The 15,860-nt window shown below is 56.9% G+C and carries 17 protein-coding genes; 4 read left to right on the top strand and 13 right to left on the bottom strand.

Annotated elements, in window-relative coordinates; genetic code table 11:
- Positions 1-16: 16 nt before the first annotated feature.
- Genes def through rsxA form a run of 9 tightly spaced genes read right to left on the bottom strand, consistent with a single transcriptional unit; the run spans position 17 to position 6,082 of the window.
- On the bottom strand, positions 17-565 hold the full coding sequence (gene def, locus FEF65_RS01195; protein ID WP_138237947.1) for a peptide deformylase: 549 nt from the start codon (positions 563-565) through the stop codon (positions 17-19).
- The gene (locus tag FEF65_RS01190) at positions 565-903 is read right to left on the bottom strand and encodes a phenylpyruvate tautomerase MIF-related protein (protein ID WP_138237946.1); all 339 of its coding nucleotides are present in this window, start codon (positions 901-903) and stop codon (positions 565-567) included. Before FEF65_RS01190 ends, def begins: the two co-directional genes overlap by 1 nt.
- The gene (locus tag FEF65_RS13465; RefSeq protein WP_170304400.1) at positions 903-1,061 is read right to left on the bottom strand and encodes a hypothetical protein; all 159 of its coding nucleotides are present in this window, start codon (positions 1,059-1,061) and stop codon (positions 903-905) included. The genes FEF65_RS01190 and FEF65_RS13465 overlap by 1 nt, the downstream gene beginning before the upstream one ends.
- Positions 1,061-1,711, bottom strand: coding sequence for an electron transport complex subunit RsxE (rsxE, locus tag FEF65_RS01185; RefSeq protein WP_138237945.1), 651 nt, complete (start codon positions 1,709-1,711; stop codon positions 1,061-1,063). Before rsxE ends, FEF65_RS13465 begins: the two co-directional genes overlap by 1 nt.
- Positions 1,708-2,328, bottom strand: a complete 621-nt coding sequence (locus tag FEF65_RS01180; protein WP_238701098.1) for an RnfABCDGE type electron transport complex subunit G — start codon at positions 2,326-2,328, stop codon at positions 1,708-1,710. The genes rsxE and FEF65_RS01180 overlap by 4 nt, the downstream gene beginning before the upstream one ends.
- Positions 2,325-3,389: an RnfABCDGE type electron transport complex subunit D gene (locus tag FEF65_RS01175; RefSeq protein WP_138237944.1), complete on the bottom strand. Its 1,065-nt coding sequence runs from the start codon at positions 3,387-3,389 to the stop codon at positions 2,325-2,327. The genes FEF65_RS01180 and FEF65_RS01175 overlap by 4 nt, the downstream gene beginning before the upstream one ends.
- Positions 3,389-4,927, bottom strand: coding sequence for an electron transport complex subunit RsxC (gene rsxC / locus FEF65_RS01170; protein ID WP_138237943.1), 1,539 nt, complete (start codon positions 4,925-4,927; stop codon positions 3,389-3,391). Before rsxC ends, FEF65_RS01175 begins: the two co-directional genes overlap by 1 nt.
- Positions 4,911-5,495: an electron transport complex subunit RsxB gene (gene rsxB, locus FEF65_RS01165; RefSeq protein WP_138237942.1), complete on the bottom strand. Its 585-nt coding sequence runs from the start codon at positions 5,493-5,495 to the stop codon at positions 4,911-4,913. The genes rsxC and rsxB overlap by 17 nt, the downstream gene beginning before the upstream one ends.
- A gap of 5 nt (positions 5,496-5,500) precedes the next feature.
- Positions 5,501-6,082 carry an electron transport complex subunit RsxA gene (gene rsxA / locus FEF65_RS01160; RefSeq protein ID WP_138237941.1) on the bottom strand — a complete coding sequence of 194 codons (582 nt, stop codon included), beginning with the start codon at positions 6,080-6,082 and terminating at the stop codon, positions 5,501-5,503.
- A gap of 90 nt (positions 6,083-6,172) precedes the next feature.
- Between rsxA and FEF65_RS01155 the strand changes: the two genes are divergently transcribed.
- The gene (locus tag FEF65_RS01155; RefSeq protein ID WP_138237940.1) at positions 6,173-6,481 is read left to right on the top strand and encodes a YbeD family protein; all 309 of its coding nucleotides are present in this window, start codon (positions 6,173-6,175) and stop codon (positions 6,479-6,481) included.
- A gap of 33 nt (positions 6,482-6,514) precedes the next feature.
- Here the strand turns inward: FEF65_RS01155 and FEF65_RS01150 are convergent, their stop codons facing one another.
- Positions 6,515-7,042, bottom strand: coding sequence for a shikimate kinase (locus tag FEF65_RS01150; protein WP_238701097.1), 528 nt, complete (start codon positions 7,040-7,042; stop codon positions 6,515-6,517).
- A 216-nt stretch (positions 7,043-7,258) separates the two neighbouring features.
- Between FEF65_RS01150 and FEF65_RS01145 the strand changes: the two genes are divergently transcribed.
- Complete coding sequence (locus FEF65_RS01145) at positions 7,259-10,030, top strand: MHYT domain-containing protein (RefSeq protein WP_138237939.1); 2,772 nt, start codon at positions 7,259-7,261, stop codon at positions 10,028-10,030.
- On the opposite strand, the gene FEF65_RS01140 is transcribed toward FEF65_RS01145, so the two are convergent.
- Together FEF65_RS01140 and FEF65_RS01135 are read right to left on the bottom strand one after the other, a co-directional pair.
- Entirely contained in the window at positions 9,950-10,438 is a 489-nt protein-coding gene (locus FEF65_RS01140) for a hypothetical protein (protein ID WP_138237938.1), read from the bottom strand. The genes FEF65_RS01145 and FEF65_RS01140 overlap by 81 nt on opposite strands.
- A 72-nt stretch (positions 10,439-10,510) precedes the next feature.
- Positions 10,511-13,315 carry a DUF748 domain-containing protein gene (locus FEF65_RS01135; RefSeq protein ID WP_138237937.1) on the bottom strand — a complete coding sequence of 935 codons (2,805 nt, stop codon included), beginning with the start codon at positions 13,313-13,315 and terminating at the stop codon, positions 10,511-10,513.
- A 207-nt stretch (positions 13,316-13,522) separates the two neighbouring features.
- Between FEF65_RS01135 and FEF65_RS01130 the strand changes: the two genes are divergently transcribed.
- Complete coding sequence (locus FEF65_RS01130; RefSeq protein WP_161595146.1) at positions 13,523-13,945, top strand: PilZ domain-containing protein; 423 nt, start codon at positions 13,523-13,525, stop codon at positions 13,943-13,945.
- 79 nt (positions 13,946-14,024) lie between these two features.
- Entirely contained in the window at positions 14,025-15,191 is a 1,167-nt protein-coding gene (locus FEF65_RS01125) for a PilT/PilU family type 4a pilus ATPase (RefSeq protein WP_138237935.1), read from the top strand.
- 22 nt (positions 15,192-15,213) lie between these two features.
- On the opposite strand, the gene FEF65_RS01120 is transcribed toward FEF65_RS01125, so the two are convergent.
- The gene (locus FEF65_RS01120; protein WP_138237934.1) at positions 15,214-15,795 is read right to left on the bottom strand and encodes a GTP-binding protein; all 582 of its coding nucleotides are present in this window, start codon (positions 15,793-15,795) and stop codon (positions 15,214-15,216) included.
- Positions 15,796-15,860 lie beyond the last annotated feature (65 nt).

Genomic DNA, 15,860 nt, shown 5'->3' with positions numbered 1-15,860 from the left:
TTCTGTCCGACCGGCTTTATGAACCTTTATAAAACTTCTTCATCTTTTTGGTAATCATTTTACGTTTCAACGGGCTGAGATAATCGACGAACAGCTTGCCATCAAGATGGTCAAACTCGTGCTGCAAGGCCACTGCCTGAAACCCTTCAAAATCCTGCTCATGCTCAACACCGTTTTCATCAAACCAGCGCAGACGCACAGCAGCCGGACGGCTCACATCACCATAGGTCTGGGGAACCGACAAACAGCCCTCTTCCCAGGTCGCCATCTCTTCGCTCTTCCAGACAAACTCGGGGTTAATCCAGACCTTCAGCTCACGGCGCCCCCCCACCTTGTTGCTGTCATCATGGCGGACCTCTTCATCACGCCATACCGTATCGGTGATCGCCAGTCGCAAGGGGACCCCCACCTGGGGTGCGGCAAGCCCTACGCCGGGGGCATCGTACATGGTATCCGCCATATCAACGATCAACTGTTTCACATCATCAGAAAGCGGAAAACTGACAGGCGAAGATACCTGCAGCAGACGCGGATCGGGATAGATCAGAATCTCTCGAACAGCCACTAGAACGTCCCCCCATCCCAGCCAAACATCGCCGCTTCGGGTGCGGCAAACTCGATATAGATACGGGCAGGATCAAGCCCTGTTTCACGGGACAGCAGTGCACACAAACGCTGTGACAACGCGGCCGTCCGGTCTGAAGTCAGCCCCAGACTTTTCAGCTCCACAAAAGCCAGCGGTGCATCGGAACCGGCAAAAAGCATCGGCTTTGCATCCGATATCTCCACCATCACATAACGCTCGGGTTTCCCCAGTGCGGCCGCTGCCTCTGCCGAAAGCACCCGCAACAGCCCGGCTGAGTCAGCCACCTCAATGTTGGTATGAACGTGCAGATACGGCATCAGCCCTCCTTACCGGCAGCAGCCGCTTCGCGCGCCTTTCTGGCGGCCTCCTCACGCTCCCGGTTTTTTTCAATACGCATGCGCTTGGTCGCATAAAATGCAGCCCACCAAAGCCCTGCACCAGCAACCAGTACAAATATGATCAGCGTCCAGTCCATTATCCGACCTCCACAGCAACCGCAGCATCACCCGATGCAGCCCGGGCTGCAGCACGTGCAGCAAGGCGGCGGTTGATCCAGTTCACTCCGGCCAGAATAAAGCCCAGTGCAATAAACGCACCCGGCGGCAAAATAAACATCAGCACATCAGGATAGCTGTCGCCAAAAACCGAAAATCCGAACAGCTCACCCTGACCGAGCAACTCGCGCACCCCGCCCAGCAGAATCAGCGCGAAGGTAAAGCCGAGACCGACGGCGACGGCATCCACCACCGAATCGGCCACACTGTTCTTGCTGGCAAAAGCCTCCGCGCGACCAAGAATGGCGCAATTCACTACAATCAGCGGAATAAACAGACCAAGCACAAGATACATCTGATGCATCCACGCATCCATCAGCATGCCGATAATCGTCACGAATGCGGCAATGATGGTGATATAGGCAGGGATGCGCACATTTTTCGGAATCACGCCCCGCACCAGCGAAACCACCAGGTTGGAGCCAAGCAATACCAGCAACGTCGCCACCCCCATCCAGAAACCGTTCTCGGCCGAGGTGGTTACCCCCAGCAACGGACACATACCGAGCAGCTGGGCGAAAATCGTATTGTTATGCCAAAAGCCGTCGACAAAAAGTGCCTGCCTGTTCATTTGCCCACCTCCGCTGCAACTGCAGCATCTGTCGAGTCACCAAAACGGGTGACAATGGCGGCACGGTTAGCCCGATAAAACTCCAGTGCCCCCTTGACTGCCTTGACAACTGCACGTGGCGTAATCGTGGCACCGGTAAACTGATCGAAATCACCACCGTCCTTTTTTACCAGCCAGCGAATATCATCAAGGCCGTGATCACGGAAACTGTCCAGCCATGACTGATTGCGGACAATGCCATCACCCAGCCCCGGGGTCTCTTTGTGGTCGGTGACACGGATCGCCAGCAGACGTCCATCCGGGCGCAGACCAATCAGAATATGAATCGAGCCGGAATAACCATCAGGTGCCACCACTTCCCAGGCGAGCCCTGCCAGCGCATGATCCTGACGGGCCGGATAAATCTCATGCCCCGCCACCACAGCCGCTTCCGCCTGTGGATCGTTATTATGGCCAGGCAACACCTGTTCAAGCGCGTGATGCAACGTCTGACGCTGCGCTGCAGCAATCGGCTCGCGGGTAAACAGATCGGTCATCCCCAGCAACACAGCAGCAATGGCCGCGACCAGAAAAAGAGCCAGCACCATCTGCAGTTGTTCACGATCAAAGCGCATCATACACGTCGTCCGTCATGACCATAGACCCTTGGCCGGCAGTAATGGTCAATCAATGGCACCGCACAGTTCATCAACAGCACAGAAAACATCGCGCCCTCCGGATAACCGCCAAAACTGCGAATGGACCAGGTCAAAACCCCGCAACCCACACCGAACACAATCTGCCCCAGCGGCGTCACCGGCGATGAAACAGGATCCGTCGCCATAAAGAATGCACAGAGCATCAGGCCACCGGCGAACAGATGGAACATCGGTGGTGCAAAATGAGCCGGATCGATGGCATTGAACAGCGCCGCCAGCAGCGCCACCGTTGCCAGATAGGAAAACGGGATATGCCATGTGATGCTGTGCCTGGCGAGCAGGAAGACCCCGCCGATCAGCAATGCCAGCACACTGGTTTCACCGATACTGCCCGTTTCAAAACCGAGAAAGGCATTAAGGTAGCTGTAGTTGTAAGCCGCCAGCGCCCCTTCAACCGGCACACCAAGCGTCCATTCCGTTTTCACATGGCCAAGTGGCGAAGCCATCGAGATGGCATCCAGACTGCTCTTCAGCGCATCAGGTCCGGCAAAAAAGAGGGTCAGGCAGGTGGAGAGATCATACAAATCAACCGGTGGCGTTGCCGCTGACATCGGCACAAGCCAGCTGGTCATCTGCAACGGGAAAGAGATCAGCAGGATCACACGTGCTGAAAGCGCCGGGTTAAAAATATTATACCCGATACCGCCGTAAATCTGCTTGCCGAGCACGATGGCGAAAATACTGCCCAGCACCGCCATCCACCAGGGCGTCAGTGCCGGCAATGTCAGAGCAAGCAACAGACCGGTCAGAGCAGCGGAGTTATCAAGCAGGGTGGAGAGTGGCTTGCCCATCAGCTTCAGGCAGACCGCCTCCGTAGCCAGTGACGCCGCCATACAGAGCAGAATCAGCAGCAGAGCCAGCCAGCCGAAAAGATAGACACTCACCGCAGCAGCAGGAAGCAGCGCCAGTATCACGGTCAGCATCATCACACGGATGGTATCGCCACCGTGTGCATGCGGAGATGAGAGCATCAACAACATCAGTCTTTCTTCTCCTCGCCGGCAGCATCCGCGCTGCCGTCATCACTCTGCCCCACATGGGCTGCACGCACAGAGGAGCGGCGGGCTGCACGCGCCTGCTTCTCCTGCTCAATACGCATCTCGCGCGCTTCGGAGCGACCACGGGACTCTTCGGCAAAGTGTTTCTCACGCCGTTGCTGGGCAATCTGTCCCTTGCCATAACGGAAGTAGTGCACCAGCGGAATATGCGACGGGCAGACATAGGAGCAGGCACCGCACTCAATGCAGTCAAACAGGTTATAGGACTCGGCCCGCTCGAACTGATCGGAGCGGCACTGATCGGCCAGCAGATTGGGAACCAGACCCGCCGGACATGCCTCACTGCAATGACCACAACGGATACATGGCTGCTCCGGCTGATGGGCCGCCATAAATGTGGGCTCACGCATCGCCAGCATGCCATTGGTGGACTTGACCACCGGCAGATCAGGATGGCGCAACAACTCACCCATCATCGGTCCGCCGTGCAGCAGGCGCACCTGCTCGAAGACATCCAGCCCGCGTTGGGCAAATACATGGCGCATGGGCGTACCGATACGGACCAGCAGGTTGCCGGGACGCGGCATGGCATCACCACTGACGGTGACCATGCGCTCGGTCAACGGGCGTCCCTGCATCACCGCCTGATACAGCGCCCGGGTCGTACCGACATTCTGGCACAGCACACCGATATGCATCGGCAACTTGCCGGCAGGCACTTCCCGACCGGTTAAGGTATAAATCAGCTGCTTCTCTCCGCCCTGCGGATAGCGGGTCGGCAACACAACAACCCGCACATCAGCCAAATCATCGCGGGCCTCCAGAGCCTGCTGCAGCACTGCGGCCGCATCCGCCTTATTATCCTCAATGGCAATAATCGCCGCATCGGTTTTGACCATATGCATGATAATGGCCAGTCCCGCCAGAATTTCGTCGGCATACTCCAGCATCAGACAATGGTCACTGGTCAGCCATGGCTCGCACTCAATACCATTGAGAATCACCGTTTCGATCGGAAAACGGGCATCCTGCACCAGCTTGATAAAGGTCGGAAACACCGCACCACCAAGCCCCGCCAGGCCGCACATGCGCACCCGTTCACGCAACAGGGCCGGCTCCATACTGCGCCAGTCAGCAAGCGGAGCCAGGCTCTCATCCACCGCGTCATCGCCGTCGGTTTCAATAAAAATGGATGGAATGCCCATGCCGGACGGATGCGGTATGGCATGATCCCCGATGCGCACCACCCGGCCTGATGTCGGCGCATGCACCGGTACAGAAACATAGCCTTCGGATTTGGCAATTTTCTGTCCGCGCAGCACCCGGTCCCCCACCGCCACCAGCGGTGAGCAGGCAACGCCGATATGCTGTTTCATCGGCATAATATGCAGAGGTGCCAGCGGACACAGCTCACTTTTCAATCCGGCGGAGAGTTTGTGCTGCGGCGGGTGAATACCCCCGACAAAGCTGTGTGCCATCATGCCCAGCCGCTGGGCCAGATTTCTAAGCATGGCCGGCATGCTGCTCCCTCCTCTCGTGCCCGATACGGGAGCGCCTTGTTTCCGGTAGCGGCCATGCCCAGTGCTCAATCAGCTCAGGTTTCACCAGCATATCGATACAATCAACCGGACAGGGCTCCACACACAGCTCGCAGCCGGTACAGTGGTCGGCGATGATCGCATGATACTGCTTCGGCGCTCCGACAATGGCATCCACCGGGCAGGCCTTGATGCACAGGGTGCAACCGATGCACTCATCCTCACGGATAAATGCGACCATCGGAGCTGCAGCTTCCTGCTCAACCGCCTTCGGCTCCACCCCCATCAGATCAGCAATGGCAAGCATGGTCCGTTCACCGCCGGGCACACAATGATTGACGTCGGCCTCATGGCCGGCCACCGCCGCCGCATAGGGCTTGCAGCCGGGATAACCACACTGACCGCACTGGGTCTGCGGCAGCAGCGCATCAATCTTCTCGGCCATCGGGTCGCCCTCGACATGAAACACCTTCTGGGCAATCGCGAGAATGATTCCGGCCAACAGCGCGAATGCGCCCAGGCTCAACAGGGCATACAATAAACCGGCCATGGCGACTAGATTTTAACCAGGCCGGAGAAGCCCATGAAAGCCAGTGACATCATGCCGGCAGTGATCAGCGTCAACGGTGACCCCTTGAACAGGGATGGTACGGGCGAAATTTCAATGCGTTCACGCAAGCCGGAAAACAGCACCAGCACCAGTGCAAAACCGACCGCCGCGCCAAAACCGTAGAGGGCGGATGTCACAAAGGTCTGCTCCTGCTGCACATTGAGCAGCGCCACGCCAAGTACCGCACAGTTCGTGGTAATCAGCGGCAGAAAGATACCCAGCGCCTGATAAAGTACCGGACTGGTTTTGTGGATCATCATCTCGATAAACTGAACCAGTGCCGCGATGATCAGGATAAAAAATATCGTCTGCAGATACTCGAGCCCCAGCGGCACCAGCACAAATTCCTGAATCAGCCATGAGGCGGCCGAGGCCAGCGTCATGACAAACATCACGGCAAAAGACATACCGATCGCTGTTTCCACCTTGCCTGAGGTACCAAGAAACGGGCAGATACCGAGGAACTTGGTCAGCACAAAGTTATTGACCAGCACGGCAGAGAGCATTATCAGGACAATTTCGGTCATGGCGCGGGAGTATAGGGCCACTCTGCTATCGCGTACACCGGCCAAACCCACACTTTTACCGACCCGACATCCGGATCACCATAAATATCCATGACAGCGACCACCACCAGCCGCATCATTGGCGCCATGAATCACGACCACAACGACTCACCGCTCACCTTTCCATGCCGTTTCCCGATCAAGGTCATGGGGATCAACAGCGAGCTGTTCAGCCAGCAGATGGCTGCCATTGCACGCAGCCATATCACTGATATTCAGGAGAGTGATATCCATACCACATCCAGCCGGACGGCAAAATATCTCTCGGTCAGCATCACCGTCACCGCCGACAGCAGAGAGCAGCTGGACAACCTCTATCGAGCTTTCAATGGCCACCCGGATGTACGCATGGTGCTGTAAGTCCTCTCAGGCCTTATAAACACCACCACACCACTACCCCCGCTTTGGCCAGTTCGCGAGGAATTCAAGAATTGCCACCATCGCCTCATCCTTGCTCATATCGGCACGCGGCAGGATGAAATCGGCACACTCTTTATAAAGCGGATGACGGATCTTCGCCAGCGCCCGCAAACGTTTGCGGACATCACCACCGGCAATCAACGGCCGGTTACTATCGCCCTTGATGCGCCTGGCGAGAAACTTCGGCGAGGCTTTCAGCCAGATCACCGGCGGATGCGCCTTCAGCAACTGTCGATTCTCCTCGCGCATGATAGCCCCGCCACCGGTAGCAATCACAGCCGGTCGCCCCAGCACCTCACGCAGTGCTGCAGTCTCCCTGTCGCGAAAGGCCTCTTCCCCCTCCGCCGCAAAAATGGCGGGGATCGACATACCCGCCTTGTCGACAATATATTCGTCGAGATCAATCAGCTCCAGCTCCAGCGCCCGCGCCAATCGCCTGCCGATACTGCTCTTGCCTGACCCCATCAATCCAACCAGTACCGGCGCTACCACTCCGCTCATCTCCATTGCTCCCGCCATTGTCGTTATCGGCCTGCCCGGTTCAAGCCTCCGGACAGCGGGACAAACGCTGACGACCGGGATACAAACCGGCAAGGCAAACCGTTAAAACCGCAATGGATATACCCGCCTTGAATCTTCTGGCACATCACTTGCCTAAGAATTATCCTTAGCCGGTTACGCCATAACCTTCCACCGAAGACAAGGAGAGCGCCAGCCATGGAGTTAACCGCACACTTCGACATCCCGCTGGTGGCGCTGTCGATTGTTACTGCCATGATCTGCTCACTGGTCGCGCTGGAAACCGTACCCCGCATCAATACCGCCACAGACAGATCCAGCACACAGTTATGGATCATTGCCTTCGGCCTCGGCCTTGGCACCGGTATCTGGTCGATGCATTTTATTGCCATGCAGGCCTGGCACCTGCCGATTCCGGTGCATTACGACATCACCCTGACCGTGTCATCACTGCTGCTGGCCGCAGCTGTCAGTGCGATTGCCATCACCCCGCTGCAGGGAGGGGAAAAACTGACATGGTCGCGCTTGCTGCTGATGAGCGTCATCATGGGTACCGGCATTGCCGGCATGCATTACAGCGGCATGGCAGCCATGCGCATGAATGCAGACATGCAGTATCAGCCTTCGATCATCATCGCCTCGATTATCATCGCCATCGCCGTATCCGCTGCGGCCCTGGCAATCGCCAACCGGCTGCGTCAGACACGCATTTTCGGTCAGGCCGGCATCAAGATTACTGCTGCCATGCTGATGGGGCTGGCCATCGCCTCAATGCACTACACCGCCATGATCGGTGTCCGGGTAACCGCCCTTCCCCCCGGACAGGCAACCACCATCGATGCCATAGCGCCCGGCATCATGGCCGGCTTTATCGTAATATTCGCCCTGCTGATTCAGGCCGGCATTATTGTCGCCGCACTGCTGGATGAGTCCAATGGCCGGGCCAGAGCATCGGAAGCAAGAATGAAGCAACGTGCCGATATCAATCAGGCGCTCTCTGCCATTCTTGCCACGGCCATTGAACGGCTGCCGCTGCCGGAAACACTCGACAAGACACTGGATATCATGCTCTCGATCGACTGGCTGAGCTTCCAGCAACAGGGCAGCATCTTTCTTGCTGATCATGACGAGCGCAAACTAAGAATGATTGCCCAGCGCAACCTGGGCAAGGACCTGCAGAGCCGCTGCTCCGTTCTCAATTACGGCCAGTGCCTGTGCGGCAAGGCGGCGGAAGAGGCCACCATCATTTTCCGTGACCATATCGATGCCGATCATCACCACACCTTTGATCATATGGACAACCACGGCCATTACTGCACTCCGATTCTGAGTGATGGTATCGTGCTCGGTGTCATCAATCTCTACGTCAAGGCCGGCCATACCCCCCTGCCCGAAGAGAAGGAGTTTCTGAATGCTGCGGCGGATGCCATTTCAAGCATTATCCGCACCCGCAGAATCGAACAACACAGCAACCTGATCTCTGCCGCTATCGATCAGGCCGGTGAAGTGGTCATGGTCACCGATCAGTTTGGCCGCATTGAGTATGTCAATCACGCATTCAGTGAAATCACCGGCTACACGGCCGCCGAAGCCATCGGACAAACCCCGTCCATCCTGAAAAGCGGCAATCAGGACAACGGTTTTTACAAACAGATGTGGGATACCATTCTGGCGGGAGAGGTATGGCAGGGAGAGGTTGTCGAACGACGCAAGGATGGCAGTTACTACCCGGCCATGCTGACCATCTCCCCCACCCGCATCGGCAGTGACAGCATCACCCACTTTGTCGGTATTCATGAGGATCTGAGCGAGCACAAAAAACTGGAGTCGCAATTCCGCCAGGCGCAAAAGATGGAGGCACTCGGTACTCTCGTCGGCGGCATTGCCCATGAATTCAACAACATGCTGGCCGGCATGATGGGCAACGTTTTTCTGGCCAAGCGCCACGCCCGTGAGCATCCCGAAATGATGCAGAAACTGGACAGGATTGAGACCGTCGGCTTCCAGGCTGCGGACATGATCAAGCAGATGCTGGTCTTTGCCCGCAGCGAAGAGGTCGAGATGGACAACCTTCCGCTTGCCCCGTTTCTTGTTGAAACCATCAAGCTGCACCAGTTGGCTATCCCTGAAAATATCAGCCTTGAACAACAACTAAGCCGTGAGGATTTTCATGTCAGGGGCAATCCCACACAGTTGCAGCAGGTGATTCTCAATCTCTTCGGTAATGCGGTCGATGCCGTGCAGGGTAAAACCAGTCCCAACATCACCATCCGGCTTGAAAGGATCAGCGCCGGCCATGCGCCGCAGGCATTAACAGGAAGAGCCGGCGATTATGCCCACCTATCGGTTGAGGATAATGGCCATGGCATCGCCCCGAACCATCTTGAGCATATTTTCGACCCGTTCTTCACCACCAAGGAGCCCGGCAAGGGGACAGGATTGGGACTTGCGATGTGCAGTGCCATCATCAAATCGCACCGCGGTCTGATCGAGGTTTCCAGCACCGAGGGGCAAGGCACCGTATTTCATGTCTACCTGCCACTGGTGGAACATATCAATGCCACCGACAGCACCATGAAAATCGATAAACAGATGCAGAGCAACGGTGAAAAAATACTGATCGTTGATGATGAGCCCAACCTCAGTATTGCCACTGCCGAATCACTTGAGTCGATCGGTTTTCGTGTCATGACGGCGTCCAATGGCAAACAGGCCCTCGATATCTGCAGAGTCATGCGACCGGACATCGTCCTGCTGGATGTGGTGATGCCGGTCATGAATGGCCCGGAGGCTGCGCGCGCCATTCGCGCAAACTACCCCGATACCCGGCTGATCTTTTCCACCGGTTACGATCGGGGCCAGCTTGAGGGGCAGACCGAAGGGCTGGAGTCAATCCCGGTGCTGAGCAAGCCATTCAGCATCCCGCTGTTGTACAGAACCATCAGGGAACAGCTTGCCGGGCAGCAGTAACGGCATTTCCCCCTGTTGTTCGCGCATCCGGTTAAGCATGTGAAACAGCTGCGGGCGACTGATCAGCCAGCGCTCAAGGCGGAATTTGCCGGGGTAATTTGCCAGCATCAGCCCCGCCAGCATCGTCACCAGTCCTGGTCCCGGCGTTAGCAGCATCACCGCCCCGGCAAACAACAGCAACAGTCCCAGCCCGTTCTTCAACATCGCGATCACCCCGGCAAAACGACGATGGCGCACACGACTGCCTCCCCGATGCCGGCGCCGATGCACAAAATAATCCGCTGGAATTTGAGCCACCACAAATGGCATGGCCACAAGACTGACAAGCAACAACAGCAGTGATATGGCGGTCATTTCCAGCCACCAGCTTTCAACAAATGCCACCATTGCGATCCATACAGAGGTCATACTGTGACGCCAACATCCGGGGCAGTGCCGGCAGCCGATGCAAGCGCCTTCACACAACCAGGCTGCATCACCTTAATCAAGTAACAGCTCCACTCTCGGAGAGGCCTTCACCTTTGCCCCGTCTATTTCGGGGCGGCAACCATACAGCTGATCCGCCGCCACCCCGTGTGCGGCAATTGCCTGCTGCACGTGGCCGGAACGCTCACCGGCCAGCTGCAACAGCTGGTCATCACTCATGGCCGGCAGCGAAGGCTGTGTCGGAGCCTGATCTCCTTCAATACGGGTCGCGACCCCGCAGATATGCAGACGCAGCCCCTTGCTCTTCATCAGACTGGCAATTTTACCGGCGTATTCATTCATGGCCTCCGACAGTTTCGCCTCACGCGGAGCAAACAGCATCGGTGTCAGCCTGGGCTTGGCCGCAGCACTGATCATGTCACCTGCCAGATTGGCCGCCACAATGATCGAACCATAAGGCTGCAGGGCGAGGGCGGCATAGGTCATGGCACCCGATGAAAAAGAGGAGAGCAGCGCCTTGTTGATGATATCGTGAATATTGATATCCGGATCATCGAGTGAGCCACTGACCGGCACATCAAGCGCGATATCGCCCCGATCATCACGCAGCATATCCAGCGACATATCCAGCGGCATGGAAAAACCCTGCTGCTTTTGCCCAGCCTGCGCACTATCCCCCAGCGTCAGGCTGCGCAGAAGCAGCTTGTTGCTCGCTTCAATATGACCATTGGCCATGGTCACCCGGCTGTCCAGATCCAGCTGACCGGTATGAATGGATTTACCGAAATCAGGCTCAACATAGCCGGTCAGGGCCGGCAGTCGAATCCGCTTCAGTCCGATCACAATATCGGCAGAGGGCTCAGTCTGTAAATGCACATGCCCTTTGGCCGAGGCTTCGGCACTGCCATCGAGTTCAAGCTGCACATCCATATCCGCCGCTTGTTCACCACTGAAGTCCAGTGTGCCAAAACGCATATGCCTGACCGTCATATTGACGGCAAACGGTGGTGAAACAGTTTCATCATGCACGGCAATGGTACTGCCTCTATCCACCGTCAGCGCATTGATCATGACATGCGGAGCAGTCCGGGCAACCGGTGCAGCGGCCTTCTCCTCGTGCCCTGAGCCCGCCGCAGTGGTTGCCACCAGTGGCTCGGGAAGGTCCGGAGCACCATCCTTCGAACGCCCCAGCTGCAAGGCCATCCCCCCCATCTGCACCAGGCCGATGCGATAGTGATCATGATCCATGCCGGCCCGCTCCACACGGATGCGGGCAATGTGGCCGGGAGAGCGCTCCCCCTCAACAGGTAATTGCAGCCCGTTCACGACCAGCGAACTGAAACCACCCTTTTGCATGCCATCAAGATGCAACCCGGCAAGACTTGCCTCATCCACCCCCAGCAGTTTCATCTTCCCGATGCTGCGATCCACCGACAACCCGGCCAACTGCACAAGGGCCAGCTGTAACCGCTGCCCTGCACGCAAGGCGAATGATTCCGCCCGCAGCTGTTGCAGTGCGAGCTGATCGCCGGATGCCTGAGCAGCTGTCATGCCGTCTGCCTGCAACTGTTTGAAACCGGCCTCGCCATCACCGTTAAATGTCAGCTGGCCGAGCTGCAAAGCGGTCAGCGTCAGACGAAGATCCTCTGCGCCCCCCTGCCGACCACCACTGATACCGGTCAGGAGAAGCTTTTTCAACGTTCCCTGCAGCTTTTCATCAACGGCCAGTGAATCCGCCTGCAACCGCTGCACTTCAAAATGGTCCCCATTAGCCGGCACATCCGCATGGATGCCGTCGGCAGCAAGTGCCGCCATCGTCAACGCACCATTCGGCGCAAGCGTCACTTTGCCGGCATGCACACCATTGATCTGCAACGAGGCCGGACTGCCATGCGCTTCTGAAGCCCTGACAGAGGAGAGTGCGATGCCATCCACCGAGAGTGAGCGATCCCCGCCGGCATGCAGCTGTTTCACCTCAATCCGGGCAAGCGAAAGAGAGCCCGACCCGCTCAATGCATCACTGATCGTCGGCTGCACCATGCTCACCGTGGCCGCCGTCAGACCATCGTCCGCCCGATAGGCAAGATCACGGACATCGATTGCATCCGCCCCGAACAGCTGCTGCCCGTTCATATCGCGCAGCAGCACCTGCGCCAGCCCGAGCTGCAAGGGGCCGAGCGTCACGGCCGCCATATCACCGCTGAGCATCCATTGCCCGGCCACATCCAGTCGGCCATAGGCCAGCTGATATCCTGCCGCCACCAGTGCCACAGGCCCCGTCTGAAAACGAAGACTCATATGCTCGCCGGATTCATCCCGCCCCTGCAGATGCACCATCATCAGATCCAGTGGCAGTGCAAGCGTAAGCGGCTGATCTGCAACGATCCCGTCAACATGCAGGTCCACCTGACTCAGATGGACATCGACCGGAGCAATGCGCCAGCGGCTGCTACCGGCATCCACGGCATCCGCCCCTGCAGCTGAATCAAAACGGATATCACCACATTGCCACTGCCCCTGCGCATCCTGATGAACAGACAATTGTCCTCCATGCAGATAAAGCGACCGGATCAACAGTGTGCGATGCCATAGCGGGGCCCAGTCCAGATGCAGCGATACCCGCTTCACCCGCACCCCGTCACCGGCATCCAGCCCGATCAGCGTCATCGAGCCGGAAAAGAGATTCAGGTCGATATCCTCAATGGTGGCTGTTGCCGCACCATGGTCGCGCAGCCAGTGCATGGCTCCGAAACGGATCATTTCAGGCAATAACGACAGCAGCGCACTCATCGCCAGCAGCAACAGCGCAACAGCCCATACAAGCCAGCGCAAGCGGGGGCGATTCGGCATATCGGTCATACATCACTCCTTTGCGGGCAAAGCCTGTGTCTTCGATGACACGTGTACAATAAAAGCATTGCTGCCCATGAGCGCATCAGCAACCATTAGAGCATAAATGGCCGCTATCGACAATCACACGTCATTGGCCCCTGTCTTGCTCATTTTCGTTGGCTGCTTATCGGAGCAATGCAGATTGCATCAAATACAGCATGGAGGTTTGTTGCAGTGAATATTGAAAAAGAAGAACGCGGCTTCACACGCCTGAAGCTCCCTATCGACGTCACCATCTTCACAGAGGATCAGGGCAAATGCCATGGCACCGCCCACGACATCAGCATGAGCGGCGTCAATGTCCAGCTACCTGAGTGCACCCTTCATATGGATTCACATGTAGCAGTACAACTCGACTTTTACGGCCTGCTGCTCTCAATGAATGCAAAGGTTGCGCGACAAATCAACCACGAGGTCGCCCTGAGCTTTGATAATATTGAGCTGGAGAGCTACGAACACCTGGCCCGTCTGATTCAGCTCAACAGCCTGGAGCCGGAACAGATTGAGCGCGAACTGCATGACCATATCGGCCTGCGCGAGCGCCAGCCTCTGCGACGCCACCGCGATCACCCCACCCCGCCGGCAACGGATGAATAACCACAGCATGGACGGGATCGCACCACTCTATCCAGCAGGGCCATGGCTGGTCCGCTAAAGCCTGCGGAGGCACAAACATATGACAGACCAACTCTCAATCCGGCAACTGCTCAGCGTCATGGTGGATCAATCCGCATCCGATCTCTATCTGATGGCCGGAGCTCCACCCGGCTATCGCATTCAGGGCAGCATCCGCAGGCTTGGAGACAGTCCGTTAAGCCCCGGCCTGCTCGAGAAACTGGCCGGCGACCTGATGAGCGAGAAACAGAAGGCCGACTTTGCCAATGAGATGGAGATGAATCTCTCCACCGCCCTGCCCGGCATGGGACGCTTCCGTGTCAACATCTATCGCCAGCGCGGCACGGTCGGCATGGTCATTCGCCAGATCACCACCGAAATCCCGACCATCGATCAACTTGGATTACCGGAAATATTCAAGGATATCGTCATGAGCAAACGCGGCCTGGTATTGATGGTCGGAGCGACCGGGTCGGGTAAATCATCATCCATGGCAGCCATGATCGATCACCGCAACAGCTCACAGGCCGGTCACATCATCACCATCGAGGATCCGGTCGAATTCATGCACAGCCATAAAAAGAGCTATGTCACCCAGCGAGAGGTAGGATCGGATACCATCTCATTTCAGCGGGCACTGAAAAACACCCTCCGGCAAGCACCGGATGTGATTCTGCTCGGCGAGATCCGCGATCGCGACACCATGGAGCACGCCATCTCTTTTGCTGAAACCGGTCACCTGGCCATGTCCACCCTGCATGCCAATAATGCCAATCAGGCTCTGGACCGCATTCTCAACTTCTTCCCGGAAGAGCTGCACCAGCAGGTCAGCATGAACCTCTCCCTGAACCTGCGTGCGATTCTGTCTCAGCGACTGATCAAAACGGTCGACGGCTCGCGGGCGGCAGCCATTGAGATTCTGATCAACACCCCCCGTATTGCCGATCTGATCCTTAAAGGTGAAGTGGATACCATCAAGGAGGCGATGGCGGCAGGCGAGCAACAGGGCATGCAGACATTTGACCAGGCTCTGTTCAATCTCTGGCAGTCCGGCCGCATCTCCGATATAGAGGCACTGCGCAATGCCGATTCAGCCAACAATCTCCGACTGCAAATGAAAATGGCATCGATCGGAGGCGATCGCAGCAGTGGGGAGAAAGGCAGTGCCGATGATATCCTGCAAAACAACCGTCCCGATCATGATGGTAATTTCAAGCTGAGTATCTGATCGACGACAACCGAAGAGCGACTCAGGCGGTTGCCACCAGTCGCTCATAAAGTGAATGAAGCAGCGCCTTCGACTCACTGGCACTTCTCGGATCGCAGGCAAAGACCAGCTCGGCAGGAATATCGAGATGACCGGCAATCGCAGCGCGGTTCCCGGAGAGAGATGCCGGGTCATGGCGACTGATGCCTACGACAAATGGCAAGGCTGACTGACGCAGAAAGTAGTCGTGAATATAGCTGACCTCGGCAATCGATGCCGGGTCGGAACCATCAACAAGAAAGACAATGCCATCCGCTCCGACCGCCAGGATCTCCCACATAAAATCAAAACGGCGCTGCCCCGGAGTCCCGTAGAGATGAATCTCTGCATCCGCCTGCTGATAACAGATGCCATGATCCATCGCGACGGTCGTATACTCCTTAAGCTCGGCAACATCATCACAGGCAATTTCATTGGTACACAGCACCGGCACATCACTGACACTGCGAATCAGTGTCGATTTCCCTGCATTGACCGGTCCGGCAACCACCAGTTTTACAACCCGTTTTTCCAACATGATCCCCTTAGGAAGCGTTGATTCATTCGGCGCTTCCGAGCGAGCCATGGACGGCTCGCCAAATTAGACGCGTAAGCACTTGATTTGTAAGCAAAGATAAAATGACTCTGGCA

This window comes from Mariprofundus erugo, assembly GCF_005818865.1.
In the GTDB taxonomy this organism is placed as follows: domain Bacteria; phylum Pseudomonadota; class Zetaproteobacteria; order Mariprofundales; family Mariprofundaceae; genus Mariprofundus; species Mariprofundus erugo.
Note: the sequence above shows the minus strand (reverse complement) of the source record. Positions and strands in the feature narration are given on the sequence as shown.

What these genes read in the sequence shown, in the direction of transcription:
- FEF65_RS01180 (WP_238701098.1), bottom strand. Translation starts at nt 2,328, where the DNA reads ATGATGCGCTTTGATCGTGAACAACTGCAGATGGTGCTGGCTCTTTTT.
- FEF65_RS01135 (WP_138237937.1), bottom strand. Translation starts at nt 13,315, where the DNA reads ATGACCGATATGCCGAATCGCCCCCGCTTGCGCTGGCTTGTATGGGCT.
- rsxA (WP_138237941.1), bottom strand. Translation starts at nt 6,082, where the DNA reads ATGACCGAAATTGTCCTGATAATGCTCTCTGCCGTGCTGGTCAATAAC.
- FEF65_RS01190 (WP_138237946.1), bottom strand. Translation starts at nt 903, where the DNA reads ATGCCGTATCTGCACGTTCATACCAACATTGAGGTGGCTGACTCAGCC.
- FEF65_RS01145 (WP_138237939.1), top strand. Translation starts at nt 7,259, where the DNA reads ATGGAGTTAACCGCACACTTCGACATCCCGCTGGTGGCGCTGTCGATT.
- FEF65_RS01155 (WP_138237940.1), top strand. Translation starts at nt 6,173, where the DNA reads ATGACAGCGACCACCACCAGCCGCATCATTGGCGCCATGAATCACGAC.
- rsxC (WP_138237943.1), bottom strand. Translation starts at nt 4,927, where the DNA reads ATGCCGGCCATGCTTAGAAATCTGGCCCAGCGGCTGGGCATGATGGCA.
- FEF65_RS01175 (WP_138237944.1), bottom strand. Translation starts at nt 3,389, where the DNA reads ATGTTGTTGATGCTCTCATCTCCGCATGCACACGGTGGCGATACCATC.
- rsxE (WP_138237945.1), bottom strand. Translation starts at nt 1,711, where the DNA reads ATGAACAGGCAGGCACTTTTTGTCGACGGCTTTTGGCATAACAATACG.
- FEF65_RS13465 (WP_170304400.1), bottom strand. Translation starts at nt 1,061, where the DNA reads ATGGACTGGACGCTGATCATATTTGTACTGGTTGCTGGTGCAGGGCTT.
- FEF65_RS01120 (WP_138237934.1), bottom strand. Translation starts at nt 15,795, where the DNA reads ATGGCTCGCTCGGAAGCGCCGAATGAATCAACGCTTCCTAAGGGGATC.
- FEF65_RS01150 (WP_238701097.1), bottom strand. Translation starts at nt 7,042, where the DNA reads ATGAGCGGAGTGGTAGCGCCGGTACTGGTTGGATTGATGGGGTCAGGC.
- FEF65_RS01125 (WP_138237935.1), top strand. Translation starts at nt 14,025, where the DNA reads ATGACAGACCAACTCTCAATCCGGCAACTGCTCAGCGTCATGGTGGAT.
- FEF65_RS01140 (WP_138237938.1), bottom strand. Translation starts at nt 10,438, where the DNA reads ATGACCTCTGTATGGATCGCAATGGTGGCATTTGTTGAAAGCTGGTGG.
- rsxB (WP_138237942.1), bottom strand. Translation starts at nt 5,495, where the DNA reads ATGGCCGGTTTATTGTATGCCCTGTTGAGCCTGGGCGCATTCGCGCTG.